The sequence below is a fragment of the Tamlana crocina genome, from assembly GCF_012037625.1.
Genome location: NZ_JAAVJS010000011.1, coordinates 105059 through 128182, shown reverse-complemented (window position 1 = coordinate 128182; position 23124 = coordinate 105059). Strand labels below are relative to the sequence as shown.

The window sequence follows — 23124 nt, the reverse complement described above, 5'->3', positions numbered from 1 at the left end:
CATGCTGTTTGAGTTTTATTTATATATTTGGGCGAAATACACGACCATGGATTACGAAACCAAGCCCGAAGGATATTATGACAATGTTAGGGACGAAATGATTAAATATCTGCCGGAATCTCCAAAAACCATAATTGATATTGGCTGCGGCAATGGTGCATTTGCAGTAGTTTTACAGGAACAAACCGGAGCCGAAGTTTGGGGTATTGAATATATGGACAAAGAGGCTATGGTGGCAAAAGAAAAATTGCACAAAGTATTTTCGGGGCGTTGCGAAGATTATATTGACGATTTGCCAGATGGTTATTTTGATGTTATTTATTTTAATGATGTTTTAGAACATTTAGTGGATCCTTATGAGGTTTTGAAAAAAATCCAGTCGAAATTATCTAAAAACGGACGTATAATTAGTTCGATACCAAATGTAAGATACCACAATACTTTTATGCGGCTTTTGGTAAATAAAGACTGGAAATATGAAGATTTTGGAGTGATGGACAGAACCCACCTGCGTTTTTTTACAAAAAAGAGTATTTTGAGAATGTACTTAGATTTAGGATATTCTGTAATAACCCATGAGGGGATAAACCGCAGCAAATCCATAAAGCCTTATTTGTACAATATTCCATTATTGTTTTCGCAATTGGATATAAGATATCCCCAATATGCTACGGTAGCTCAATTCGATAAAAAATAATAGAATAGTGGCTGTTAAATTTATTATTTCCCAAAAATATAGATCAAAATCTGAAGCTGTAAAAGCAGTAATCAACAATTTTGAAACCCACAAAGAAATATTGGGTGATGCCGAACGCAACGTCATTAAAATTGTTGACATTGGGGAAGAAAAGCTCACTATAAAATCTTTTAAAATACCCAATGCGATTAACCAATTGGTGTATCGCTTTTTTAGAAAAAGTAAGGCGCAGCGTTCATTTGAGTATGCCGAAAAATTATTGGGTTTAGGCATAAAAACACCACATCCAGTAGCTTATAAATTGGAAACCACGTCGTTATTATTCAAAAAAAGCTATTATGTAAGTGAGTTGGTAGATTGCGACTTAACCTATCGAGAACTCACAACCGATTTCAGCATTGAAGACCATGAGGCAATATTGCGGGCGTTTACAAGATTTACCTATAAGCTGCACGAAAATGGCGTTAATTTTTTAGATCATTCACCAGGAAATACTTTGATAAAAAGAACGGGGGATGGTTACGAATTTTATCTGGTCGATTTAAACCGAATGGAATTCGGTAAGATGGATTTTGAAACGCGAATTAAAAATTTTGCCAAACTCACCATCCATAAGCCGATGATTGAGGTAATGAGCAATGAATATACTAAATGTTCAGGCGAGGACGAACAACGGATTTTCGATGTCATGTGGCAAGCTACGGTCGATTTTCAAGACCAGTTTTATAAAAAAATACGGTTAAAAAAGCGTGTTTTCTTTTGGAAGAAAAAATATAAATCGCGTCCAAGCAGGTCGCCCATTCAGTAAAACTTTAAATTGAGAATGAAAGGCAATTTGGGAGAGCAGGTTTACTTCACATTGGTACATAAATGGAAATATTTATGGGCCATGTTAGTGGCTAAATTTTCAGCATCGGCCTCAAAAAAAATAAAGGATGTCGTTTTCGTAGCGCGCGAGTTGGATAAAGAATGGATTTTTGGAGCCAAAGTACGTAGGCTTTCAAGAAATTCTTCACTTAATGCCACAACACATTACCATAATAAATTACGCGATTTGCCCGATGCCGATGGCTATTTTTTTATTTATCAAAATTATTTTTGCCGATGCATAAGGAGTAAACCCAGTATTTTGAATAAAAAAAACATTGTCATGTTCACTCACCCCAATTGGGATAAAAAATACTCAAAAACACATGTGGTGTGGTGCCTGAATAAGGCCGATTATATTATTTGTTTGAATTCTGAAATTAAAAACTATTTGACTGAAATAGGGGTGAGGCCCGAATTGTTAAAAGTGCTGCATATCGGGACTTCTTCGAAGTTTTTTTACAGCCACGAGCGCGGAACTGGTGATATTGGGTTCTGTTCCAGTTTTCATGCTAGGAAAAACCCAAAACTGCTTTATAATATTGTGAAGCACATGCCGAATAGAACGTTTCATCTTATTGGGCAAAATTGGGATAATTATGATGGGTTTCAGGAGATTTTAAATTTACCGAATTTCACATATCACGAAGAGATTCCGTATGAAAAATATCCAGAAATGTATAGTAAATTAGATGTGTTCGTTTCACCTTCATTGCTGGAAGGCGGCCCGGTTCCGGTACTTGAAGCCATGATGTCTAATTGTGTGCCTGTGGCTTCAAAAACAGGTTATTGCACCGATTTGATTAACCACGGTGAGAACGGATTTTTATTTGATGTGGATGCAACTTATAAGGATGTCATTCCATTAATTGAAAAGGCCTTTCAGCTTAAAGCAAATATACGGGAAACTGTTATACCTTATACTTGGGAGAACTGCGCCAAAACTATAGATAACTTATTTTTGAATTAAGGTTTCTTTTCGCTGCAACTCCCGCAGTTTAGTATATTTTAAAAATGTGATATTGGCAGTTTGCACACAAATAATAAAGCCGTTCAATCCGTCCAAAAACCCCAATCGTAAAACGTACGATTTTATAAATGCCCAAGTGGGGTTGAAAATGATTTTCCAAATCGGCGCTTTTTTGCCCAATTCAAAATAGGCCTGTGCAGAGAGCGTTGAAAAATGTTCGGTTTTTAAGTTGAATTCTGAGTAGCTCTGATAGGTGTAATGTAGAATGTCTCCTTTAAGTTGCCCTACTGAAGCTGATGGACTATTCATTTGTACGGTTTCGTGAACTTTATTGCCTTTCCACTGCGCTTTTCGCCTATCGAAAACACGCAATTTTTTGTTGGGGTACCAATCAGAATATTTTATCCACTGTCCGCAAAAATTATTGAATCGGTTGGCGTAATAGCCATCAAATTTCCAATTGCTTTTTAGTTTTATGATGGATTGTTGTAAACGTTCAGAAAGCGCTTCGTCGCCGTCGAGCGATACTACAAAGTCGTATTTTGCTTGATTTACGGCAAAGTTTTTCTGCTCGATATAGCCTAAAAATTCTTGTTCAATAAAGTTAACTTTGTACTTTTCGCAAATAGCTTTGGTGTTGTCGGTTGAAAACGAGTCGACCACCACAATTTCATCAACCACAGGCACCAAGGATTGTAAGCATTTTTCAATGTTTCTTTCTTCGTTAAAGGTGATAATAACGCCCGATAGTTTGATCATATTGCTGTTTTGGTAAAGCAAAAATAGCTATTTTTGTTACAATGGAAGCCTTAAAGACCTCGGTAATTATAAGCACTTACAACCAGCCCGAATGGTTGGAGAAAGTGCTGTGGGGTTATACGGTGCAAACCGAAAAAAGTTTTGAAATCATTATAGCCGATGATGGTTCTGGTGAAGATACCGAACAAGTAGTTGAACGTTTTAAAAAGGATTCAGCATTAGAAATTGTACATGTTTGGCAGGAGGATAACGGATTTCAAAAAACAAAAATTTTAAATAAAGCCATTGAAGCGTCCTCGTCGGAATACTTAATTTTTACCGATGGCGATTGCATTCCAAGGAGCGATTTTGTGGCTACCCATTTAAAATTGAGTCGGAAAAACTGTTTTCTTTCCGGAGGCTATTTTAAACTTCCCGAAGATATTTCGAATATCATTTCAAAAGAAGTGATTGAAAATCAAGAGTGTTTTAATTTGGATTGGTTGCTGAAACACGGAATAAAAAAAACATTTAAAACCAATAAACTGACAGCATTTGGACTGAGGGCTTGGTTTTTAAACACGTTTACGCCAACAAAAGCGACATTCGACGGCATGAATGTTTCGGGCTGGAAAAGTGATATAATTGCTGTTAACGGATTTGACGAACGGATGCAGTACGGTGGTGAAGACCGTGAGTTGGGCGAACGCTTGATGAACAGTGGCATTAAATTTATACAGGTACGGTACAGTACCATTTGCTTGCATTTGTACCACGAGCGCCCTTATAAAAATGAAAAGGCTTTAGCGAAAAACAAAACAATAAGAGAGGAAACGAAAAAAAGAAAATCGGTTTATACGTCTTATGGCATTGTAAAATCAGGTTAGTTTTTGATGTTTTTTAAGAAACACACCAATTTTTCTTTAAACAAGTTGGGGGTGAATTTTTTGTAAAGTTTATCGGCGTCGTTTTTAAAAGTTTTTTCGGGTTTGGTGTAAATTTCAGGTTTGAAGTCCTTTAAGTGAACACTGATATTTTTTTCATCTTCAAACAAACTCCACGTGGCTTTATCGATCCATGGAGAAAAAATGCTGAACGTTGGTACGCTTAAAGCTTTAGCCATATTTACAGCGCCGCCTTCATTACCAATTAAAGCATTGCAATGGTGGGTGATGGATAAAAACTCTCGGAGACTGTTGCCAAAAACATTAAAAAAAATAGCTTGTTGGGTTTCCTTATTGCAATTGTTATAAATGTCCTCGGCCAATTCTTTTTGCTTCGGAATATAATTGAACAGTATTTGCGCATTGGTTTCCGTGAAAACGGTATCGATAACCTCGGCTATATATTGATGCGGATAGGTTTTGTTAGCGCCACTGCCCAAAACGCCAATCATAACAATCGGTTTTTCGAGGTTGATGCCATGCGCTTTTAAAAAAACTTTACTTTGCTCAATTTCGTCGTCCGATAGATAAATCTTCGGTTTTATCAACTGTGTATCAATATCCAAAGGCTCTAAAAGTTGCAGTCTGTTTTCAATGGCTAAGCTTTTGCTTTCGGAAGCCTTTTTTCGTTTTACATTATGGGTGTAAACGAAAGTGGTGTAGGTTTTGTGATAAGAAATTTTGGTTTTAGCGGCTGAAAACAACGTAATGATATTGCTGGATAGTTTACTGTAAACATCAATAACCACGTCGTATTTTGATGCTTTTACCGATAGAGCTAGTTTAAGGAGTTCTTTTTTACTGTTTTTGGCCGCTTTGGTGAAAAAGATAAATTGATCTATAAAAGGGTGGTTTTGTACAACAGGGAAGGTGTGCTCGTTAATTAAGTAATGTAACTGGGCATTGGGGTATTTACGGCGAAGGGCTTCAAACAGAATGCTGCTGGTTAGCACATCGCCAATCATTTTTTGTTGTATCACTAAAATCTTCACCCAATAATCGAGATTAAGAGTAGAGGCTGTCTAAAAAGTAATTAATTAACGTCATTGCGAGAAATTTTATTTCGAAGCAATCTCTTTATCAGTAACTTGATTGTTTTGAGATTCCTTCACGTTGTTCGGAATGACGACTTTTTAGACAGCCTCTTATATTCAATTAAACCGCCACATCGTTATCACGAAGCGCATCGTTCAGTGAGGTTTTCTTGTCGGTGCTTTCTTTTCGTTTTCCAATGATTAACGCACAAGGTACTTGGTATTCGCCAGCTGGGAATTTTTTAGTGTAGCTACCGGGAATAACTACCGAGCGGGCTGGCACGCGACCTTTCATTTCAATTGGTTCATCACCAGTAACATCGATAATTTTAGTACTCATGGTCAATACCACGTTAGCACCCAAAACGGCTTCTTTTTCAACGCGAACGCCTTCCACCACAATACAACGGCTACCAACAAATACGTTATCTTCAATAATTACAGGAGCGGCTTGTAATGGCTCTAACACACCACCAATGCCAACACCACCAGAAAGGTGTACGTTTTTACCAATTTGCGCACAACTACCAACAGTGGCCCAAGTATCAACCATAGTGCCTTCATCAACATAAGCGCCGATGTTTACGTAGCTAGGCATTAAAATGGTTCCTGCCGAAATGTAAGCGCCATGTCGAGCAACAGCATGTGGCACCACACGGATGCCTTTTTCTTGGTAGCCCGTTTTTAATGGAATTTTATCGTGGAATTCCAATGGCCCGCACTCAATGGTTTCCATTTTTTGGATAGGGAAATAAAGGACTACACCTTTTTTTACCCATTCGTTAACCTGCCATCCGTCGTTGGTTGGTTCGGCAACACGTAATTCGCCTTTGTCTAAAAGGTCTACCACTTTTCTAATGGCCGCTACGGTACTTTCTTCTTTCAGTAGGTCTCTATTGTCCCACGCTTTTTCTATGATTTGCTTTAACTCTGTCATCTAAAATAAATTTTCAGCAAATATAAGAGGTATCATTTAAAAAGGGAAAATAACAGGGCATAATAACCAGAATATTATTCGAAAAACTACACTTTTTTGGACTGCTTTTTAAAGGGCGAAATACGCACTTTGTCTTTTCGTCTGTTGTCTGTCTGGATGAAATGCAAAAAACGATGTTTTTAATCGGTAAAACCGTGTTTTTAAACGGTTTGTCGGTGAAAAAAGTCATTGTTCTTATAAACGAAAATACGGGTTTGTACAACTAATTTTTTGTGCTCAGGGCTTGTTGTGGATATATATTTGAATCATCAAACAACAAGGAACAATGAAAACCAATCTTTACATACTAATCGTTTTTTTACTGACAGTTACTTTAGGAAACGCTCAAGATGCCGAGAAGGTTGCCACTGTAGAAACAGCTAAAACTGTTACTGTTGAAGCTAACGAAACTGTAAACAACGATACTTTGTTGATTGATGCAGCCGAGCTTAAGGAAACTGTAGCGCGTTCATCTAGCGATATCAGAATCTATTTAAACCGTCAAAGAAAAGTAGGTAACATTACTTTAGTGTTTCCTAAAATCAACAAAGCGGTAAAGGCTTAATAAAAGGAATTCAAATTCAAATTAATATTTAAGGTTAAATTTTGTGAGGAAAAGGTTGTCTGCAAAGGCAGCCTTTTAATGGCTAAAATTTTAGGAGTTGAACAGCTCGATTAAATGCAAAAAAACGACTTTTTCGAGGTGCATTTAAAAGGGTGAAATATGCACTTTGTCTTTTCGTCCGTGGACGTTCTGGATGAAATGCGCAAATTGTTGTTTTTAATCGGGAAAACGGTGTTTTTAAACGGTTTATCGGTGAAAAAAGTCATTGTTCTTATAAACGAAAATACGGGTTTGTACAACTAATTTTTTGTGCTCAGGGCTTGTTGTGGATATATATTTGAATCATCAAACAACAAAGAACAATGAAAACCAATCTTTACATACTAATCGTTTTTTTACTGACAGTTACTTTAGGAAACGCTCAAGATGCCGAGAAGGTTGCCACTGTAGAAACGGCTAAGACTGTTACTGTTGAAGCTAACGAAACTGTAAACAACGATACTTTGTTGATTGATGCTGCCGAGCTTAAAGAAACTGTAGCGCGTTCATCTAGCGATATCAGAATCTATTTGAACAAAGAAAGAAAGGTAAGTAACATTACTTTAGTGTTTCCTAAAATCAACAAAGCGGTAAAGGCTTAATAAAAGGAATTCAAATTCAAATTAATATTTAAGGTTAAATTTTGTGAGGAAAAGGTTGTCTGCAAAGGCAGCCTTTTTTGTTGCACTATATAATGTTATCTTTGCAAAAAGAAACTATGGCACGTATTTTAGCACTAGATTTTGGTACCAAACGAACGGGTATCGCGGTAACCGACGAACTGCAAATTATCGCCTCCGGATTAACCACGGTAAACACTAAAGAACTTCTTTCTTTTTTAAAAGATTATCTTTCAAAAGAACAGGTTGAACTATTTTTAATTGGAGAGCCCAAGCAAATGGATAATACCGAATCTGAAAGCGAAAAGTACATAAAACCATTTATAGAAAAGCTTCAAAAAGAATTTCCGAAAATTCCAATACAGAGGGTGGATGAACGCTTCACTTCAAAAATGGCGGTACAGACTATGATTGATAGCGGACTTAAGAAGAAGCAGCGTCAAAACAAAGCCCTGGTAGACGAAATTAGTGCCACGCTTATTCTGCAAAGCTACCTGTACTCCAAATAAACCCAATGAATAAAATTCCGTTAAATAGGATGCCAAAATAATAAGAGTTGTATTTTTGCAATTCTAATAAAAAAAGAATGATTTTACCCATAGTTGCTTACGGCGACCCCGTTTTAAAAAAGGTGGCCACCGAAATAGATTCAGATTACCCAAAGCTTAACGAGTTAATAGATAACATGTTCGAAACCATGTACAATGCCTATGGCGTTGGCTTGGCGGCACCGCAAATTGGCTTGCCTATTAGATTGTTTTTGGTCGATACTACACCGTTTTCTGAAGACGAAGATTTATCGGAAGAAGATCAAAAAGCGCTCGATGGTTTTAAGCGTGTGTTTATAAATGCCGAAATTGTTGAAGAAGAAGGTGAGGAGTGGGCGTTCAATGAAGGCTGTTTAAGTATTCCGGATGTTCGGGAAGATGTTTTCAGAAAGCCGAAAATCACTATCGAGTATCTCGATGAAAATTTTGAGCCTAAAAAAGAAACTTTTGATGGGTTGATAGCCCGAGTGATTCAGCACGAGTACGATCATATTGAAGGTGTTTTGTTTACCGATAAGCTTTCAACGCTTAAAAAACGTTTGATTAAAGGGCGATTGAGCAACATTTCAAAAGGTAAAATCAAGGTGGATTACCGTATGCGTTTTCCAGCCATTAAAAAGAAAAGATAACATTTGCAAAACATCAATAAACAGTTGATATTTGTGCCTTTCAAAAAATAAAATATGAGTTTAGAAAAAGTCATTTCAATTTCAGGAAAACCTGGACTATACAAATTAATAACCCAAACGCGAGCTGGTTTTGTAGCCGAATCTTTATTGGACAAAAAACGCATTTCGGTAAGCGTACAAAACAACGTTAGCGTGTTAAGCGAAATAGCCATTTACACATTGACCGAAGAGGTGCCGCTTAGGGAAGTTTTTGAAAAAATAAAAGAAAAAGAAAATGGGCAACCATCAAGCGTTAGCCCAAAGGATAGCAAAGATAAGTTGGAAGAGTACTTTTTTGAAGTGTTGCCAGAGTACGATGAAGACCGGGTATATGCCAGCGACATTAAGAAAGTGCTGCAATGGTACAATTTGTTGCAAAAACACGATATGCTTAACGATTTAAGCGAAAAAGAAACAGTAAGTGAGTCGGCAGACGAAGAAGAATAGAAAATGATAGACTGAAAACCTCCTTGAAAAAGGAGGTTTTGTTTTTTTAGGTGTAAGTTTTGCTGATAAATTACGACCACAAGTTTTAATTAAGAATCAAGCCTTATGAAATCGTTGTGGTTTTTTGATGATGTAAATCTTTTTAAAATACTGTGCCCCCATAAATTCAAAACCTTCAAATCCGCTCATACTTTAGATTCCTACAAAAAGAAGGACTACATTTATTTTCAGGAAGACTCGGCTAACAAGGTATATCTCATTGAAAAAGGAAAGGTAAAGTTGGGATACTATAGTGAAGATGTTAATGAAGTGATAAAAGCCATTTTAACCCGTGGAGAGTTGTTTGGCGAAACGGCCATTTTGGGCGAATCCAAACGCGAGGAGTTTGCACAATCCATAGATAACAACACAAGCATTTGTCCGGTAGGCGTCGATACCATGTACAATTTAATGCGAGAAAACCAAACCTTTAGTTTTAAGATTTACAAGTTTATCGGGGTCAAGCTAAAAAGGCTCGAAAGACGATTGCAGATTTTACTTTTTAAAGATGCCAAAACAAGACTTTTGGAATTCCTTGAAGAACTTTGTCTGGATTATGGCTATGATTGCGAAAAAACAGGAGATAAAGTTATTCAACACCCCTATACCCAAAAAGATATCGCTTCGCTAATAGGTACCTCAAGGCCAACACTTAATATTTTACTTAAAGAACTTCAAGAAGAAAACAAGTTGGAATTTTCAAGAAAACAGATAAAGATTTATAAAAAATAATGCTTAATGTTAGCTGGCTAACATTTTGAGATAAAATCATGCTTTAGTTTTGGAGTATATTAAACATTAAAACCAAAAGCTATGATTAAAAAAATGATTTTTGCCTTTACGGCATTGTTGGTGTTTGTAACGTCCTGTAGTAAAAGTGACGATGGGCAAACTACTGCACGTTTAACTTTGAATTTGAACGGACTTGAAGAATTAGGTGATGATTTTGTTTACGAAGGATGGATAATTGTTGACGGTAGCCCCGTTTCAACGGGAACATTTTCTTCGGTAGTGTTTCCGCAATCTTTTAATGTTGATGCAGATCAATTGGAAAAAGCCACAACCTTTGTATTGTCTATTGAGCCAGCCATTGACCCAGATCCAGCTCCAGCAGATACTAAAATATTGGCTGGAGATTTTTCAGGAAATCAAGCTAATGTGAGTTCAGCTGGAATAGTCGCTGATTTTGGAGACGCTTCCGGAAAATATATTTTGGCCACGCCAACCGATGGAGAAGATAACAATGAATTTAGTGGTGTTTGGTTTTTGGATTTAACCAGCGGTTCTCCAGCAGTTGGATTGGATTTGCCTACATTGTCTGATGGTTGGAAGTACGAAGGCTGGGCGGTAATCGATGGTGTGCCCGTAAGTTCTGGAACTTTTACTGATGTTGCTGATTTTGATGATAATGCGATGACTACACCGTTTAAGGGTGATTTAAATGATGGACCACCATATCCGGGAGAAGATTATTTGCAAAATGCACCGTCGGGGCTGACTTTTCCAACCGATTTGCGTGGGGCTACAGTAGTGATTTCGGTTGAGCCTTACCCAGATAATAGCCCTGCCCCATTTACTCTCAAACCTTTGGCGCATATGGTACCTGCCAGTGCAGACCACCATTTTACCATTGATATGGGAGCTGGGCCTGTGATGTATCTTGAAGGAATGGTTAGCCGGTAAGTAGTGTTGATAATTAGTAAAAAAACAAGGGAGATTTGTTAAAATTTCTCTTGTTTTGTTTTTTAAAGCGTTTTTAAAAAAGCTTTTATGAATCGCCACGAAAAAAGCGATTGCATAATTTTGAGTTCTTCCCAAAAGTTAGATTCTTCATCCAAAAATTTAAAAATGATTTTTGGATGATTTTTTTTATAAAATTGGCCGAACAGCCATTCGCCTTTGTGGTTATCGTCTTTCAGTACTTTTAAAAATACTTTATCGTAAAACCAAAAACGCCTTTTAAAAAGCCCTTTTGAGGGCGTGCTGTTCAACTTTAAATTTTCAATAATGATGGAAACTTTCTTTTCGGTATGTTTAAAAGAATAACCGGTTGAGGGTTTTACCCAACCACCACCAGTGCCAATTTTTGTAACATGGTTGGTGTTGAATTTGTAAAACGGAAAAGTGGTCATGGGGATTTGCCCTGTTTCGGTTTCGGTAATGGAGTAGTGGTCAACTTTCAAATAGTTGCGTATATAATTTTCAATAAAACCATCGTAAGTGTCTTCAGAAACTAGGTGCTCGGTAAAATAAGTGAACTCTATTAAGGCTTCATTTTTAGAAAATGGCAAAACGTAAGTGAAGGTGGTTTGCTCGTCGTCTTTCAGCCTAAAATCCATCATGGTAAATGTTTCTTCATCAAAACAATCTTTTTCAGTTTTGATTACCCACCCTTTAAAATGCTGGGTTAACGAAATGTGTTTTTTTGAATTTTTATAAAACGATTCAGGAATTCGGCTATCGAAAATATGGTTAGCCGAATAGGTGTTGTTTTCTGTTGTAACGGTTGGTTTTGTTATGGCTTGGACAGATGTTACGGTTTCAGTTATAAATTGAAAATGGGGATGCTTGGCGAGTTGCTTTTTAGCTTCATTGTAAAAATCAATAGCTCGAACAGATTTGTATTTATAGGGTTTTAACGAAAAAGAAATGTTTTCTGTTGAAGTGACTGCCGAAGCTTTTCCCCAAGATTTAGAAACGATATTGTTCCAATGTGATGGTTCGATTTCCCAAAAGCTCCAGGTTTTGTCGTTGTTGTTTTTTTCAGAAGGGTCAATCAGTGCGATTCGCTTTTCAGAAAAAAAAACATCTTCGCTCATTTTTAATGCCAGTTGCAGTCCGGCCAATCCGCAGCCAATAATAATATAATCGAAATGGGCGTGCTGCTCCATTCTAGGAATTATTTTTTGAAATATTTAAAAGGCACAAAAAGCATCCCGAAACATTCACCATCTTTTTTTCCTAAATGTTTATGGTGCATTTTGTGCGCGCGCCTAACACCACGGGCGTACCAGTTGTTGGCGTTTCTAAATAATTTAAAGCGTTGATGGATAAATATATCATGAACCAAAAAATAGGTGGCTCCGTAGGCGAAAATGCCCAAACCTATGGGAAGACAAAACCAAACGTTTTCGTAGCCCCAAATGTAGAAGCAAACAATACTTACAGCTGCATAGAAAAGAAAAAAAGCATCGTTGCGCTCAAACCAACTATCGTGGTCTTTTTTATGGTGGTCTTTGTGCAGATGCCATAAAAATCCGTGCATGATGTATTTATGGGTAAACCATGCCATAAACTCCATAAAACAAAAGGTTCCTAAAAAAATCAATATCCAATAAACGATTTGCATAGCTATAATTTACAATAAATTTAATTGATATTTTACGTAACTACGCATTAACAGTTCGATTTTTTTGGGATTTGAAACGCGTATTCGGGAATCTTTGATTTTAAGAGCGGGTGTACGTTTCAATTTTTTGAGCAATTGGTTGTAATAGCGATACGCCATAAATACGCCAAACTTAGCTTCAATTGGCAGTTTTTTTATACCGCTTAAGCCTTTCCTGAAATCGGACTCAATGTCATCAATGATTTCTTTTTTACTAGCTTCGTCAAGGTTTTTTAAATCGGTATTGGGAAAGTATGTGCGGTCCAGGCCCTCAAAATCGGCTTTTAAATCTCGTAGAAAATTCACTTTTTGAAAAGCCGAGCCCAAAGCCATAGCTGTTTTTTTAAGTTCGTCATATTTTTGCTGGTCTCCTTTTACAAATACTTTTAGGCACATAAGCCCAACCACATCGGCCGATCCATAAATATAAGCTTTGAATTCTTCTTCAGAAAGGTAAGTCGATTTATGTAAATCTTGACGCATGCTTTTCATAAAGGCATCCACTAAACTTTTGTCGATGTTGTATTTATGGTACGTATGCTGAAAGGCGTTTAAGATAGGGTTTAAACTGATTTTGTTGTCTAATGCCAATTCCAAATCTTCCGAAAACCTGTTGAAAAGCATCTCTTTAGGGTAGTCATGAAACGAGTCTACAATTTCATCTGCAAATCTCACAAAACCGTAAATGTTGTAAATATCGTTTCTAAGGGTTTTGTACAGCATTTTAGTAGCCAAAGAAAACGATGTGCTGTAAGTTTGCGTTACCAATTTACTGGAGCGGTACGATATGGTGTCGAATAAAGCTTTCATACTAAAACGGGATGGTGTTTGGTTATTAAATCGGCTACTAATTTGCCTGAAATCAAAGAAGGGGGAACTCCTGGGCCGGGAACCGTTAATTGTCCGGTAAAAAATAAGTTCTTTACTTTTTTGCTTTTCAGTTTTGGTCTTAAAAATGCGGTTTGCAATAGGGTGTTGGCCATACCATAGGCATTGCCTTTGTATGAGTTGTAATCTTTTATAAAATCATTAACGCAAAAGCTTTCCTTGAAAATAATATCGTTTTCTACGGTTTGAGAAGTGAGGTTTTCAAATCGTGTAATGATTTTATTGAAATATTCTTCGCGTAATTCCGGCGTGTCTTTTAAGCCTGGGGCGAGCGGAATTAAAAAAATTCCGGCTTCCTTGCCATCAGGTGCAGCATTTTGGTCGGTAATACTCGGGAAACTGGCATAGAACAATGGGTTTTCAGGCCATTTTGGATGGTCGTAAATAGCTTCGGCATGGGTGTCAAAATCCACATCAAAAAATAAAGTATGATGGTTAACGTTCTTTAGTTTTTTGTTGAAACCAACATAAAACAGCAGAGAAGAGGGAGCGAACGTTTTTCTTTCCCAATAGCCTTCAGAATACTGTCTGTGGGCTTTATCCAAAAGGGTTTCGCTGTGATGGTAATCGGCACCGCTCACCACAATATCCGAAAGATATGTTTTTCCGTTAGACATCACTCCAATAGCTTTGCCATTATCTACGATAATTTTATCGATGGGGTTTTGGGTTTTTATTTTTACACCGAGTTTCAATGCTAGCTTTTCAAGTGCCAAAATAACTTGGTACATCCCCTTTTTAGGGTGAAAGGTGCCGAGTCCAAAATCGGCATAATTCATAAAATTGTAAAAGGAAGGGGTGTCGCTGGGTTTAGCGCCCAAGAATAAAACTGGGAATTCCAATATTTTAACTAAACGCTCGTTTTTAAATTCTTTTCGAACGTCTTTTTTGATGGTGCTGAAAAATTGGTTCAGCTTTTTAATGGTTGCTGGTGTTATTAATTCTAAAGGTGAAACGCCAGGATTGTAAACCAAGTCTTTTATCGCAATCTTATAATTGCTTTTAGCTTCGCTAATGAATTTGTAAAGTTGTTTTGAGCTTCCGGGTTCTTCTTTTTCAAAGGCAATAGCTATTTTATCGAGAGTGTCCTCGATAGTGACATAATCGTTCTTTCCGAAGTAAACACTATAGGCCGGGTTGAGTTTTTCTAAAGTATAAAAATCAGAAGGTTTTTTGTCGAAATCTGCAAAAAAGCGCTCAAACACATCAGGCATCCAATACCAAGTGGGGCCAATATCAAATGTAAATCCATCTTTTTTTAATTGTCTGGCTCGTCCGCCAATAGTGGGGTTCTTTTCAAAAATGGTAACATCGTACCCCGATTGCGCCAAATAGCAGGAGGCTGCCAATGCCGAAAATCCAGACCCGATAATGTTTGCTTTTAATTTCATTGTTCAATAAATATATGTAAAAGTTAAACAAAAATGAAATTTTAAATTGTTTTAACTAAATCTTCAATGGAATTAAAAATAGTAATTTTTTCAGGAATGCTATTTATATTAGTTTCTTTGAATTTTTTTCCAAGTATAAGAAGATTGGTGTTTTCTTGTTTGAGTAATAATTCGTTAAACTGGAGAAGGTAGTCCTGAATATCTTGGGTTTCGGGGTAAATGGTAAAATAGGAAATGAAAGTGACAATGCTGAAGAATTCCAATACGCCCAACAAGCTGTCCATAGGTACGCTTTCTCCCAAAAATATGGTATGGTAACCTTTACTGCGCAATTGATAGTTTATAAAAAGGAGACCAATATCATGGATTTCATTTTCGGGCAAGAACAGTACAAAAGTTTTAGAATCTGGTCGCGGCTCTAAAATCTGAAGCCTTTCAATATTAAGGAGAATCTTTTGTTTTATGTGTATGGACAAAAAATGTTCGTGTGCGGGTGTTATGGTATTGGTTTGCCATAAAAGACCAATTTCCTCTAGTAGCGGAAGGAACACGCTGTAAAAAATGTCATTGAAACTTTTAGTTTCCAGTAGATTGTTATAAGTGTTGTAAAATAAAGTTTGATCGAAATTGATCATCGCTAGCTTTAGGGCGTTGATGGCATGGTCTTCAACTTTGGAGCGCGAAGCAATTTCTCTAACTTTTATCGGGATTTCGTTTTCATCTAGTTTTGCAATTTTAGAGATTTTTATCCCGTTGTTGTTTAAATAGGAGATGTTGAGCAACTTTTGCAAGCTGGCCAAATTGTAGTTTCGAATATTCGTGTCCGTTCGGTTTGGGCTTAAAAGTTGGTAGCGTTTTTCCCAAATTCGGATGGTGTGCGCTTTTATTCCACTGAGGTTCTCTAAGTCCTTTATGCTGAAATTAACTTTTATATTGTTCATTGATAATTTAATTTCGTTAAACAAAAATAAGCATAATTATCAAAATAATATAGTAAATAGGGATAAAAAGAGTTGAGGTATAGGGAGGTAGGTGTTTCTTTGAAGTGATTTAAAGTGCGCACGAGAAGATTCGAACTTCCACATCCTAAACGGATACTGGCCCCTCAAGCCAGCGCGTCTACCAATTCCGCCACGTGCGCCTTCAATTAAAAAATCCCACTAAAAATAAAAAAAGTTAAGCAAATATGCTTAACTTTTTTTGTGACCGGGCTGGGGCTCGAACCCAGGACCCTCTCCTTAAAAGGGAGATGCTCTACCAACTGAGCTACCCGGTCTTGATTTTGCTAGAGCAATTGTATTGCTGTTTGCGGGTGCAAATATAAAACCTATTTTTAATTAAACAAGCCTTTTTTCGAATAAATTTTCGTTTTTTTGCCCTGCAAATAGTTAGGGTTTTAATAATCAATATATAACACAAAAAATGATTATCATATTAATTGGATATATGGCTTCAGGAAAGTCGTCAATAGGCAAAAGATTGGCCAAAAAGCTAAATTATAAGTTTGTTGATTTGGATGATTACATCGAAGACAAAGAAAATTTGTCCGTTTCAAAAATATTCAAGAAAAAAGGAGAGGTATATTTTAGGAAGCAGGAAAGCCATTATTTAAAGAAACTGCTTAAAAAGGACAAAAACATGATATTGGCCGTTGGTGGAGGTACACCTTGCTACAGCGATAACATGAAACTTATTTTGGGAGCCGATGAGGTAAAAAGCATTTATTTAAAAGCTTCGTTGCCTACTTTGGCCAATAAATTGATGGAGAAAAAAGCCAAGCGACCGCTAATTGCCCATATTGAAACTCTGGAAGCCATGACGGAATTTATCGGGAAACACCTGTTTGAGCGTATGCCATTTTACGAGCAGGCAGAAACGCATGTATCCATTGATGGTAAAGATAAAGATGAAGTAACTGAAGAAGTCGCAGAAAAATTACTCTAAAACAGCCTCAAAGGTTTTACCTTCCAAAACCACATGCACATGTTCGTGCAACGACGTAGATAACGAAATACCCTTAAAATCTGCTTTAATAGGGTATTTTTTGTGGTTTCGGTTTACCAATACAGCCGTTTTAAACTGTTTTAATGGCACATTCAAAAAGTGTTTAACGCCATAAATTAATGTGGTTCCGGAATTTAAAACATCATCAACCAACACTAACGATTTGTTTTCGTAATCCTTTTCAGGAATGGAAGTGCTAATGGCTTTCCACGGATTTTTTTTGTCCATGCTAACCTTGCAGAGTACCACATTCATGTCTGAAATATTCTGTAGTACAGATTTTATTTTTTTTGCAAAAACATAGCCGTTCTTGTCAATTCCCGCCAAAACGATTTCGGTTTCGTTAACGTTACTTTCGTATATCTGAAAAGCAATACGCCTTATTTTATTGGTTATTTCGGTGTGGTTTAAAATCACGTTGCTGTTAACGGCCATATTTTTTGTAAAATTAAGGTATAAAATTACTCATTTTCGTTAGTATAATCATCAATGTCGCGCCTATCTTTTTTGGTAGGGCGGCCAGTGCCTTTTTTTCGATAGTAATCTTTCGAATATTTTAAAAGCTCGCGGGCTTCAAACTGCTCTTTTGGGGTGGTATCGGTACGGTAAATGTCTACCAATTTGGCACCTACACGGCTTTCGGGAATGTCATTAACTTTCAGTTGGTAGTTTATTTGGTCCTTTCGCAATTCAATATGGTCTTGTGGGTAAACTTCCCTACTGGGCTTTGCCGTATCGCCATTCACTTTTACATGGCCTTTTTTACAGGCCGTAGTGGCAATACTTCGGGTTTTGTAATACCTAATACACCATAAATACTTATCTATACGCATACAATAATTAATAAAACTACGTTAATGTTATTGCGCAAGATGCCATTAAAATTGTATCTTGCGACCTCAAAAATAAGGAATATAAAAGACTCTTTTTGCCGAAAAAGGTTTCAAAATTCAGTTTCTGGTTTTGCACGTATTCCATCAAAAAAATAATTGTTTCAAAATGAATATAAAGAAATTTAGCCTACTTGTTGTTGCTGCCCTTTTGGTTTTTACGGCCTGTAAAAAAGATGATGATGCTTCAGATGTTCCGGTAATTGAAATTAGAGACCGTGCCGAGCAACAAGCAGCCGATATGGATTCTATTAATAAATATCTAAGAAACCATTATTATAACAAAAGCTATTTTACAGGAAATAGTGATCCAAGAATTGCCGATTTGGTTATTACCGAAATCACCAATGAAGTTATTCCACCAGAAGCCGACTCATTGCTTATTAATGCTGTCGGAGATCCAAAAAGCACGGTTTACGAAGGTGTTGATTATCAGTTTTATATTTTAGAAATAAACAAAGGCGGGGGCAAAACACCAACTTTTGCTGACAATATTCGATACATTTATGAAGGGTTCACTTTAGATAACGCGATTTTTGATGAAACCTCTTCTCCCGTAGAGAGCGACCTTGCCCCTGGGGTTCAAAATAGAAGTTTAATTAGTGGTTGGGGAAAGGCAATGCCGTTTTTTAAAGCTGCATCTAACTTTGAAATTAATAACGATGGTACAGTGAGTTATGTTGATCCAGGAGTAGGTGTCATGTTTTTGCCTTCTGGATTGGCTTACTTTTCTCAATCTAGACCAGGAATTCCTTCTTACCACCCGATTTGCTTTAAGTTTGAGTTGTATCAAACATTTGTAAATGACCATGATGGAGATGGTATTCCGTCTTATATAGAAGATGTTGATAAAAATGGCATACTAGACGATAATACAGATGATGATACATTCAGGAATTCTTCTGGATTTATAGCTCCTTTGTTAGATTACTTTGATACCGACGACGACAACGATGGCATCCCAACCCGAGATGAATTGGAGTCAATAACCTACACGATTAACACTAATATTGGAGAAGAGGAGCCAAATTTTGAAGGTAATGCAATAGAGTTTGTGCAGAGTCGAACAGAATCTAATGGTGTTATTACCATAAAAACTAAGAAACTGGTTGATTCTAATGGTGATGATAAATGGGATTATCTTGACGATACCATTAAAATAAGAAACAGCAACGATTAATAAAAAAATGGCAGCCATTGGCTGCCGTTTTTGTTTGGATGTATTAAGGCAATCAATCACATGAGTAACATAAAAGACCGTTGTATATTTTGAACATAAAATTTAGTTAGTCGTCAGTTCGAGTGATTTTGAGATTATCGAAATCAAAATATATTTTGATTGAAGATACCTAAGCGAAGCTTAAAAAATCATATCGAGAACTTTTTGGTTGCTAAAGTTCTAATTATCGACAGCTATGCTGAGCGCAGCTGAAGTGCAGATTTTTCTTGTTTCAATCGAAAAATCCACTCGAATTGACGAATTTTCCAAATGCACAACGGATTGTTAAAATCGCTATTTCTACTATAAGCAGGTGAAAATTCAAAAATGAGTTTTAACGTCAAAATATACCTAAACCAAAATACGCATGCGGCACCTTTGGCTGTTTTTAGGATGGCTTTTGGGGTTATGATGTGTTTGAGTATTGTTCGGTTTTGGTACCATGGGTGGATTGAAACTTTATATCTTCAGCCCAAATTCCATTTTTCGTATTACGGTTTCGAGTGGGTAAAACCTTTGGGCAATTATACCTATTTACTTTTTGTTATCTGCGGAATATCTGCCCTTTTGATTGCCATGGGGCTCAAATATCGTTTAGCCATCATCACCTTCTTTTTAAGTTTTACTTACATCGAATTGATGGATAAAACCACTTACCTAAACCACTATTATTTTATCAGTCTGCTCAGTTTTTTGATGATTTTTTTGCCGGCTAACGCTTATTTTGCCGTTGATAATTTAATCAAAAAGCAAAGCTATAGAAACGTTCCGAAATGGAGCATCGATAGCATAAAATTTCTATTAGCCATTGTATATTTTTACGCCGGCTTGGCCAAAATAAATTCCGATTGGCTCTGCCGTGCCCAGCCCTTAAAAATATGGCTGCCCTCAAAATACGATTTGCCGTTACTCGGTGATACTTTGATGCATCAAAATTGGTTCCATTATGCGATGAGCTGGAGTGGCATGCTTTACGATTTGGCCATTCCGTTTTTACTGCTTTACAAACGCACCCGAATGTTTGCCTTTGTTCTGGTGGTGTTTTTTCATGTATTTACACGGGTGTTGTTCCCCATCGGCATGTTTCCGTTCATTATGATTGTTTCCGCATTGATATTTTTTGATGCTGGCTTCCATGAAAAAATTATCGGTTTTTTAAGAAAAATTCTGAAAAAATGGTCACTTCGAGCGGAGTCGAGAAGTCTCAAATCAATCACTGTCAAAGAAAATTTCAACATCAAACGAAAAAAACTAGTGTTGCCAATCGTTGGCGTATTTTTTGTTATCCAATTATTATTTCCGTTTCGTTATTTGCTATATCCCGGCGAATTGTTTTGGACCGAAGAAGGCTACCGCTTTTCATGGCGCGTGATGCTCATGGAAAAAATGGGAATCTCAACCTTTAAGATTGTCAATGCCGAAACGGGCGACTCCTTTTACGTGAACAACGCCGATTTTTTAACATCCTTTCAGGAGAAACAAATGAGTTTTCAGCCCGATTTCATTTTGGAATATGCCCATTTTCTGGGCGACCACTTTACATCGCAAGGTCATAAAAATGTTCAGGTTTTTGTAGAAAGTTACGTGGCATTAAATAGCCGATTGAGTGCGCCGTTTATTGATAAAACCGTAGATTTGTACGCCGAAAAAGAATCGTTTAAACACAAAACCTGGATTTTACCTTTTACTGATGACATTAAAGGCCTTTAAACTTATCGCCGCACTACTTTTTAGCTTGTCGTTTTATGCGCAAAATAGCGTAAATGGTTCGGTTTATCTTTTAAAAAATAACAAGCCCATAGCAGGGGTTGAGGTTTACGACAAAACATCCGGCTTGGTGGCCACGACCAATAGTTTGGGGGAATTTCAGTTCGAAACCATAAAAAAGCACCTCACCTTGGTATTCTTTTCCTTTGAATACGAAGTTGAAGAAATCGCGATAAATACAGAAGAATCCCAGAATTTAAATATCACTTTAAAGGATTTAACAACCACATTGAGTGAGGTTGAAATCACAGCCAGAAAACGCCGCGTTTTTGATTTACGCCGATTGAACGATGTGGAAGGCACAGCCATTTACGCCGGAAAGAAAACCGAAGTGGTGCTGCTGGATGAGTCGATGGCAAATTTAGCAACCAACAACGCTCGGCAAATTTACAGCCAGGTAGCCGGTTTGAATATCTACCAAAACGACGATGCCGGTTTGCAGTTGAATATCGGTGGCCGAGGCTTGGACCCTAACCGAACAGCCAATTTCAATACCCGCCAAAACGGTTACGACATCAGTGCCGATGTGTTGGGTTATCCCGAAAGCTATTATACTCCGGCTTCCGAAGGTATTTCTGAAATTCAAGTGATTCGTGGCGCGGCTTCGTTGCAGTACGGTACGCAGTTTGGCGGATTGATAAATTTTAAAATGAAAGAGCCCAACCCTAACAAATCTTTAGAAGTTATCACAAGAAACACGTTGGGCAGTTACGGGCTTTACACCAATTTTACCAGTTTAAGCGGAACGAAGGATAAATTTAGCTATTACGGCTATTTCAACTATAAAAAAGGGGATGGTTTTCGCCCCAATTCTGAGTTCGAATCGAAAAACGTGTTTGCCCATTTGGGGTATCAGTTCAGTGAAAAAACATCGTTGACGGGTAATTTTACCCACTTGCATTATTTGGCGCAACAAGCTGGCGGATTGACCGATAATATGTTTTACAGCGACCCGTACCAAAGCAATCGGGCTCGTAACTGGTTTAAGGTGAATTGGCTGCTGTATAATCTCAAATTTGCACATGAGTTTTCGGAAAACACCAATTTTACTTTTAATTTTTTCGGATTGAACGCTTCTCGGAAGGCAATAGGCTTTAGAATTAGAAGGGTTGACCTTGAGGATACCGGAGAAGAAAGGGAACTGTTGGTAGGTGATTTTAAAAATTTTGGCTTTGAGGGGCGACTATTAAGCAAGTACGAACTGTTTGGTAAAAAAGCTACCTATATACTAGGGGCAAAATTTTATAAAGCCAATAACTCGGAGTCGCAAGGTCCAGGAACCGATGGCACTAATGCTAATTTTAATTCGGCGTTAGGCCAATATCCAGACTATAGATTTCAAGGTGATTTTAATAACCCTAATGAAAACATAGCTTTATTTGGTGAGCATATATTTTATTTTTCAGATAAATTTTCGGTAACGCCAGGAATGCGATTTGAGTATATACAAACTGAAAGTAATGGACTGTCGAGAAGAACTAATTTTGACGCGGCAGGCAATCCAATAGGTAATGAAGACAAAATCACCAATGAATTAAAGGAGCGGTCGTTTGTGTTGCTTGGTGTTGGGGCGAGCTACAAACCCAGTCCTTCCGTAGAGATGTATAGTAACATTTCCCAAAATTATCGTTCAATTACATTTTCAGACGTTAATATTGTAAATCCTTCCAACGCCGTAGATTCCAGTTTAGAGGATGAAAATGGCTTTACTGTAGACTTGGGACTTAGAGGGAATTGGAATAATTGGCTGTCTTACGATATGAGTGCTTTTGGATTATTTTATAAAGATCGCATAGGTTTTTTGGTGACTACAATTCCACCCGTAAACAATGTAGGGCAATTAAGAACCAATATAGGTGATGCCAGAATTTTAGGTGTGGAATCCCTGTTGGATTTCAATTTTATTAAAGCCTTTAACCTACCAAGAAAATTTAGTTTCAATTATTTTATAAACACATCCTTTATTACATCAGAATATACAAGGGCTGTTACGAGCGGTATAAAGGGAAATAAAGTTGAATTTATTCCGGATGTGAATTTAAAAACAGGAGTACATTTTGCTTATAAAAATTTGAAATCAAGTATTCAGTACACCTATTTGGATAGACAATTCACAGATGCTGAAAACTCAAACAACGTTGATGTGAGTGGTATTGTGGGCGAAATTCCGGCATACGATATTCTGGATGTATCGCTATCCTACAGTTACAAAAACTTCAAACTGGAAACGGGCATCAATAACCTTTTGGATAATGCCTATTTTACACGCCGTGCAACGGGGTATCCCGGGCCGGGCATCATTCCATCAGCACCTCGAAATTGGTACGCCACGCTTCAAATTAAAATATAACGGTGTTCAGAAAAAAAAGTGTGTTTTTTCTGCTTTTTAAATTAAACCTTATCAAAATTTAGTGGTCTAACAAAC

25 protein-coding genes and 2 tRNA genes are annotated in these 23124 nt (G+C 37.2%); 15 read left to right on the top strand and 12 right to left on the bottom strand.

Annotated elements, in window-relative coordinates; all coding sequences use genetic code 11:
- The first annotated feature begins 46 nt into the window (after positions 1-46).
- From HC176_RS09650 to HC176_RS09640, 3 genes are read left to right on the top strand one after another with little or no spacing between them, the layout of a single operon-like run.
- Positions 47-697, top strand: a complete 651-nt coding sequence (locus HC176_RS09650) for a class I SAM-dependent methyltransferase (RefSeq protein ID WP_245234869.1) — start codon at positions 47-49, stop codon at positions 695-697.
- 7 nt (positions 698-704) lie between these two features.
- Positions 705-1505, top strand: coding sequence for a lipopolysaccharide kinase InaA family protein (locus tag HC176_RS09645; protein ID WP_167917987.1), 801 nt, complete (start codon positions 705-707; stop codon positions 1503-1505).
- 15 nt (positions 1506-1520) lie between these two features.
- Positions 1521-2534 carry a glycosyltransferase family 4 protein gene (locus HC176_RS09640; RefSeq protein WP_167917986.1) on the top strand — a complete coding sequence of 338 codons (1014 nt, stop codon included), beginning with the start codon at positions 1521-1523 and terminating at the stop codon, positions 2532-2534.
- On the opposite strand, the gene HC176_RS09635 is transcribed toward HC176_RS09640, so the two are convergent.
- Entirely contained in the window at positions 2520-3293 is a 774-nt protein-coding gene (locus tag HC176_RS09635) for a glycosyltransferase family 2 protein (RefSeq protein ID WP_167917984.1), read from the bottom strand. The genes HC176_RS09640 and HC176_RS09635 overlap by 15 nt on opposite strands.
- A 41-nt stretch (positions 3294-3334) precedes the next feature.
- On the opposite strand from HC176_RS09635, the gene HC176_RS09630 reads away from it, so the two are divergent.
- Positions 3335-4159 carry a glycosyltransferase family 2 protein gene (locus tag HC176_RS09630; protein ID WP_167917983.1) on the top strand — a complete coding sequence of 275 codons (825 nt, stop codon included), beginning with the start codon at positions 3335-3337 and terminating at the stop codon, positions 4157-4159.
- Here the strand turns inward: HC176_RS09630 and HC176_RS09625 are convergent.
- Together HC176_RS09625 and HC176_RS09620 are read right to left on the bottom strand one after the other, a co-directional pair.
- Positions 4156-5208: a glycosyltransferase family 9 protein gene (locus tag HC176_RS09625; protein WP_167917982.1), complete on the bottom strand. Its 1053-nt coding sequence runs from the start codon at positions 5206-5208 to the stop codon at positions 4156-4158. The genes HC176_RS09630 and HC176_RS09625 overlap by 4 nt on opposite strands.
- Before the next feature lie 163 nt (positions 5209-5371).
- Positions 5372-6187 (bottom strand): 2,3,4,5-tetrahydropyridine-2,6-dicarboxylate N-succinyltransferase, encoded by an 816-nt coding sequence (locus tag HC176_RS09620; protein ID WP_167917981.1) that lies wholly within the window; start codon positions 6185-6187, stop codon positions 5372-5374.
- Between the two features lie 325 nt (positions 6188-6512).
- Here HC176_RS09620 and HC176_RS09615 point away from each other — a divergent pair, with 325 nt between their 5' ends.
- From HC176_RS09615 to HC176_RS09585, 7 genes are all read left to right on the top strand, one after another.
- Entirely contained in the window at positions 6513-6791 is a 279-nt protein-coding gene (locus tag HC176_RS09615; RefSeq protein WP_167917979.1) for a hypothetical protein, read from the top strand.
- Between the two features lie 362 nt (positions 6792-7153).
- Entirely contained in the window at positions 7154-7432 is a 279-nt protein-coding gene (locus tag HC176_RS09610) for a hypothetical protein (protein WP_167917978.1), read from the top strand.
- 116 nt (positions 7433-7548) lie between these two features.
- Positions 7549-7959, top strand: coding sequence for a Holliday junction resolvase RuvX (ruvX, locus tag HC176_RS09605; protein ID WP_167917977.1), 411 nt, complete (start codon positions 7549-7551; stop codon positions 7957-7959).
- 77 nt (positions 7960-8036) lie between these two features.
- The gene (gene def, locus HC176_RS09600) at positions 8037-8627 is read left to right on the top strand and encodes a peptide deformylase (protein ID WP_167917975.1); all 591 of its coding nucleotides are present in this window, start codon (positions 8037-8039) and stop codon (positions 8625-8627) included.
- 54 nt (positions 8628-8681) lie between these two features.
- Positions 8682-9113, top strand: a complete 432-nt coding sequence (locus HC176_RS09595) for a DUF5606 family protein (protein WP_167917974.1) — start codon at positions 8682-8684, stop codon at positions 9111-9113.
- 105 nt (positions 9114-9218) lie between these two features.
- Entirely contained in the window at positions 9219-9884 is a 666-nt protein-coding gene (locus HC176_RS09590; RefSeq protein WP_167917972.1) for a Crp/Fnr family transcriptional regulator, read from the top strand.
- A gap of 81 nt (positions 9885-9965) precedes the next feature.
- Positions 9966-10835 carry an anti-sigma factor gene (locus tag HC176_RS09585; RefSeq protein WP_167917970.1) on the top strand — a complete coding sequence of 290 codons (870 nt, stop codon included), beginning with the start codon at positions 9966-9968 and terminating at the stop codon, positions 10833-10835.
- Between the two features lie 62 nt (positions 10836-10897).
- Here HC176_RS09585 and HC176_RS09580 read toward each other — a convergent pair whose 3' ends face one another.
- From HC176_RS09580 to HC176_RS09550, 7 genes are all read right to left on the bottom strand, one after another.
- Positions 10898-12043 carry a lycopene cyclase family protein gene (locus HC176_RS09580; RefSeq protein ID WP_167917969.1) on the bottom strand — a complete coding sequence of 382 codons (1146 nt, stop codon included), beginning with the start codon at positions 12041-12043 and terminating at the stop codon, positions 10898-10900.
- A gap of 8 nt (positions 12044-12051) precedes the next feature.
- On the bottom strand, positions 12052-12501 hold the full coding sequence (locus tag HC176_RS09575; protein ID WP_167917968.1) for a sterol desaturase family protein: 450 nt from the start codon (positions 12499-12501) through the stop codon (positions 12052-12054).
- 9 nt (positions 12502-12510) lie between these two features.
- Entirely contained in the window at positions 12511-13350 is an 840-nt protein-coding gene (locus HC176_RS09570) for a phytoene/squalene synthase family protein (RefSeq protein ID WP_167917966.1), read from the bottom strand.
- The gene (locus HC176_RS09565; RefSeq protein ID WP_167917964.1) at positions 13347-14819 is read right to left on the bottom strand and encodes a phytoene desaturase family protein; all 1473 of its coding nucleotides are present in this window, start codon (positions 14817-14819) and stop codon (positions 13347-13349) included. Before HC176_RS09565 ends, HC176_RS09570 begins: the two co-directional genes overlap by 4 nt.
- A 41-nt stretch (positions 14820-14860) precedes the next feature.
- Positions 14861-15760, bottom strand: coding sequence for a MerR family transcriptional regulator (locus HC176_RS09560; protein WP_167917963.1), 900 nt, complete (start codon positions 15758-15760; stop codon positions 14861-14863).
- A 115-nt stretch (positions 15761-15875) separates the two neighbouring features.
- Positions 15876-15960 (bottom strand) — tRNA-Leu (locus tag HC176_RS09555).
- Between the two features lie 62 nt (positions 15961-16022).
- Positions 16023-16095: transfer RNA gene (locus tag HC176_RS09550), tRNA-Lys, on the bottom strand.
- Between the two features lie 146 nt (positions 16096-16241).
- On the opposite strand from HC176_RS09550, the gene HC176_RS09545 reads away from it, so the two are divergent.
- Positions 16242-16763, top strand: a complete 522-nt coding sequence (locus tag HC176_RS09545; protein ID WP_167917962.1) for a shikimate kinase — start codon at positions 16242-16244, stop codon at positions 16761-16763.
- Here the strand turns inward: HC176_RS09545 and HC176_RS09540 are convergent.
- Both HC176_RS09540 and HC176_RS09535 read right to left on the bottom strand, forming a co-directional pair.
- A complete protein-coding gene (locus tag HC176_RS09540; protein WP_167917960.1) occupies positions 16755-17258 on the bottom strand; it encodes a phosphoribosyltransferase domain-containing protein in 504 nt (167 codons plus the stop codon). The genes HC176_RS09545 and HC176_RS09540 overlap by 9 nt on opposite strands.
- 26 nt (positions 17259-17284) lie before the next feature.
- Positions 17285-17656, bottom strand: coding sequence for an RNA-binding S4 domain-containing protein (locus tag HC176_RS09535; protein ID WP_167917959.1), 372 nt, complete (start codon positions 17654-17656; stop codon positions 17285-17287).
- 166 nt (positions 17657-17822) lie between these two features.
- On the opposite strand from HC176_RS09535, the gene HC176_RS09530 reads away from it, so the two are divergent.
- The 3 genes from HC176_RS09530 (at position 17823) to HC176_RS09520 (ending at position 23049) form a co-directional block, all read left to right on the top strand.
- Positions 17823-18893, top strand: a complete 1071-nt coding sequence (locus HC176_RS09530) for an FKBP-type peptidyl-prolyl cis-trans isomerase (RefSeq protein WP_167917958.1) — start codon at positions 17823-17825, stop codon at positions 18891-18893.
- 366 nt (positions 18894-19259) lie between these two features.
- A complete protein-coding gene (locus tag HC176_RS09525) occupies positions 19260-20642 on the top strand; it encodes an HTTM domain-containing protein (RefSeq protein WP_167917957.1) in 1383 nt (460 codons plus the stop codon).
- A complete protein-coding gene (locus tag HC176_RS09520; RefSeq protein WP_167917956.1) occupies positions 20623-23049 on the top strand; it encodes a TonB-dependent receptor domain-containing protein in 2427 nt (808 codons plus the stop codon). The genes HC176_RS09525 and HC176_RS09520 overlap by 20 nt, the downstream gene beginning before the upstream one ends.
- Positions 23050-23124 lie beyond the last annotated feature (75 nt).

Bases quoted from the DNA above. Each gene is read 5' to 3' on its own strand.
- HC176_RS09650 (WP_245234869.1), top strand. From the start codon at position 47: ATGGATTACGAAACCAAGCCCGAAGGATATTATGACAATGTTAGGGAC.
- HC176_RS09640 (WP_167917986.1), top strand. From the start codon at position 1,521: ATGAAAGGCAATTTGGGAGAGCAGGTTTACTTCACATTGGTACATAAA.
- HC176_RS09635 (WP_167917984.1), bottom strand. From the start codon at position 3,293: ATGATCAAACTATCGGGCGTTATTATCACCTTTAACGAAGAAAGAAAC.
- HC176_RS09630 (WP_167917983.1), top strand. From the start codon at position 3,335: ATGGAAGCCTTAAAGACCTCGGTAATTATAAGCACTTACAACCAGCCC.
- HC176_RS09620 (WP_167917981.1), bottom strand. From the start codon at position 6,187: ATGACAGAGTTAAAGCAAATCATAGAAAAAGCGTGGGACAATAGAGAC.
- HC176_RS09615 (WP_167917979.1), top strand. From the start codon at position 6,513: ATGAAAACCAATCTTTACATACTAATCGTTTTTTTACTGACAGTTACT.
- HC176_RS09610 (WP_167917978.1), top strand. From the start codon at position 7,154: ATGAAAACCAATCTTTACATACTAATCGTTTTTTTACTGACAGTTACT.
- ruvX (WP_167917977.1), top strand. From the start codon at position 7,549: ATGGCACGTATTTTAGCACTAGATTTTGGTACCAAACGAACGGGTATC.
- def (WP_167917975.1), top strand. From the start codon at position 8,037: ATGATTTTACCCATAGTTGCTTACGGCGACCCCGTTTTAAAAAAGGTG.
- HC176_RS09595 (WP_167917974.1), top strand. From the start codon at position 8,682: ATGAGTTTAGAAAAAGTCATTTCAATTTCAGGAAAACCTGGACTATAC.
- HC176_RS09590 (WP_167917972.1), top strand. From the start codon at position 9,219: ATGAAATCGTTGTGGTTTTTTGATGATGTAAATCTTTTTAAAATACTG.
- HC176_RS09585 (WP_167917970.1), top strand. From the start codon at position 9,966: ATGATTAAAAAAATGATTTTTGCCTTTACGGCATTGTTGGTGTTTGTA.
- HC176_RS09580 (WP_167917969.1), bottom strand. From the start codon at position 12,043: ATGGAGCAGCACGCCCATTTCGATTATATTATTATTGGCTGCGGATTG.
- HC176_RS09575 (WP_167917968.1), bottom strand. From the start codon at position 12,501: ATGCAAATCGTTTATTGGATATTGATTTTTTTAGGAACCTTTTGTTTT.
- HC176_RS09570 (WP_167917966.1), bottom strand. From the start codon at position 13,350: ATGAAAGCTTTATTCGACACCATATCGTACCGCTCCAGTAAATTGGTA.
- HC176_RS09565 (WP_167917964.1), bottom strand. From the start codon at position 14,819: ATGAAATTAAAAGCAAACATTATCGGGTCTGGATTTTCGGCATTGGCA.
- HC176_RS09560 (WP_167917963.1), bottom strand. From the start codon at position 15,760: ATGAACAATATAAAAGTTAATTTCAGCATAAAGGACTTAGAGAACCTC.
- HC176_RS09545 (WP_167917962.1), top strand. From the start codon at position 16,242: ATGATTATCATATTAATTGGATATATGGCTTCAGGAAAGTCGTCAATA.
- HC176_RS09540 (WP_167917960.1), bottom strand. From the start codon at position 17,258: ATGGCCGTTAACAGCAACGTGATTTTAAACCACACCGAAATAACCAAT.
- HC176_RS09535 (WP_167917959.1), bottom strand. From the start codon at position 17,656: ATGCGTATAGATAAGTATTTATGGTGTATTAGGTATTACAAAACCCGA.
- HC176_RS09530 (WP_167917958.1), top strand. From the start codon at position 17,823: ATGAATATAAAGAAATTTAGCCTACTTGTTGTTGCTGCCCTTTTGGTT.
- HC176_RS09525 (WP_167917957.1), top strand. From the start codon at position 19,260: ATGAGTTTTAACGTCAAAATATACCTAAACCAAAATACGCATGCGGCA.
- HC176_RS09520 (WP_167917956.1), top strand. From the start codon at position 20,623: ATGACATTAAAGGCCTTTAAACTTATCGCCGCACTACTTTTTAGCTTG.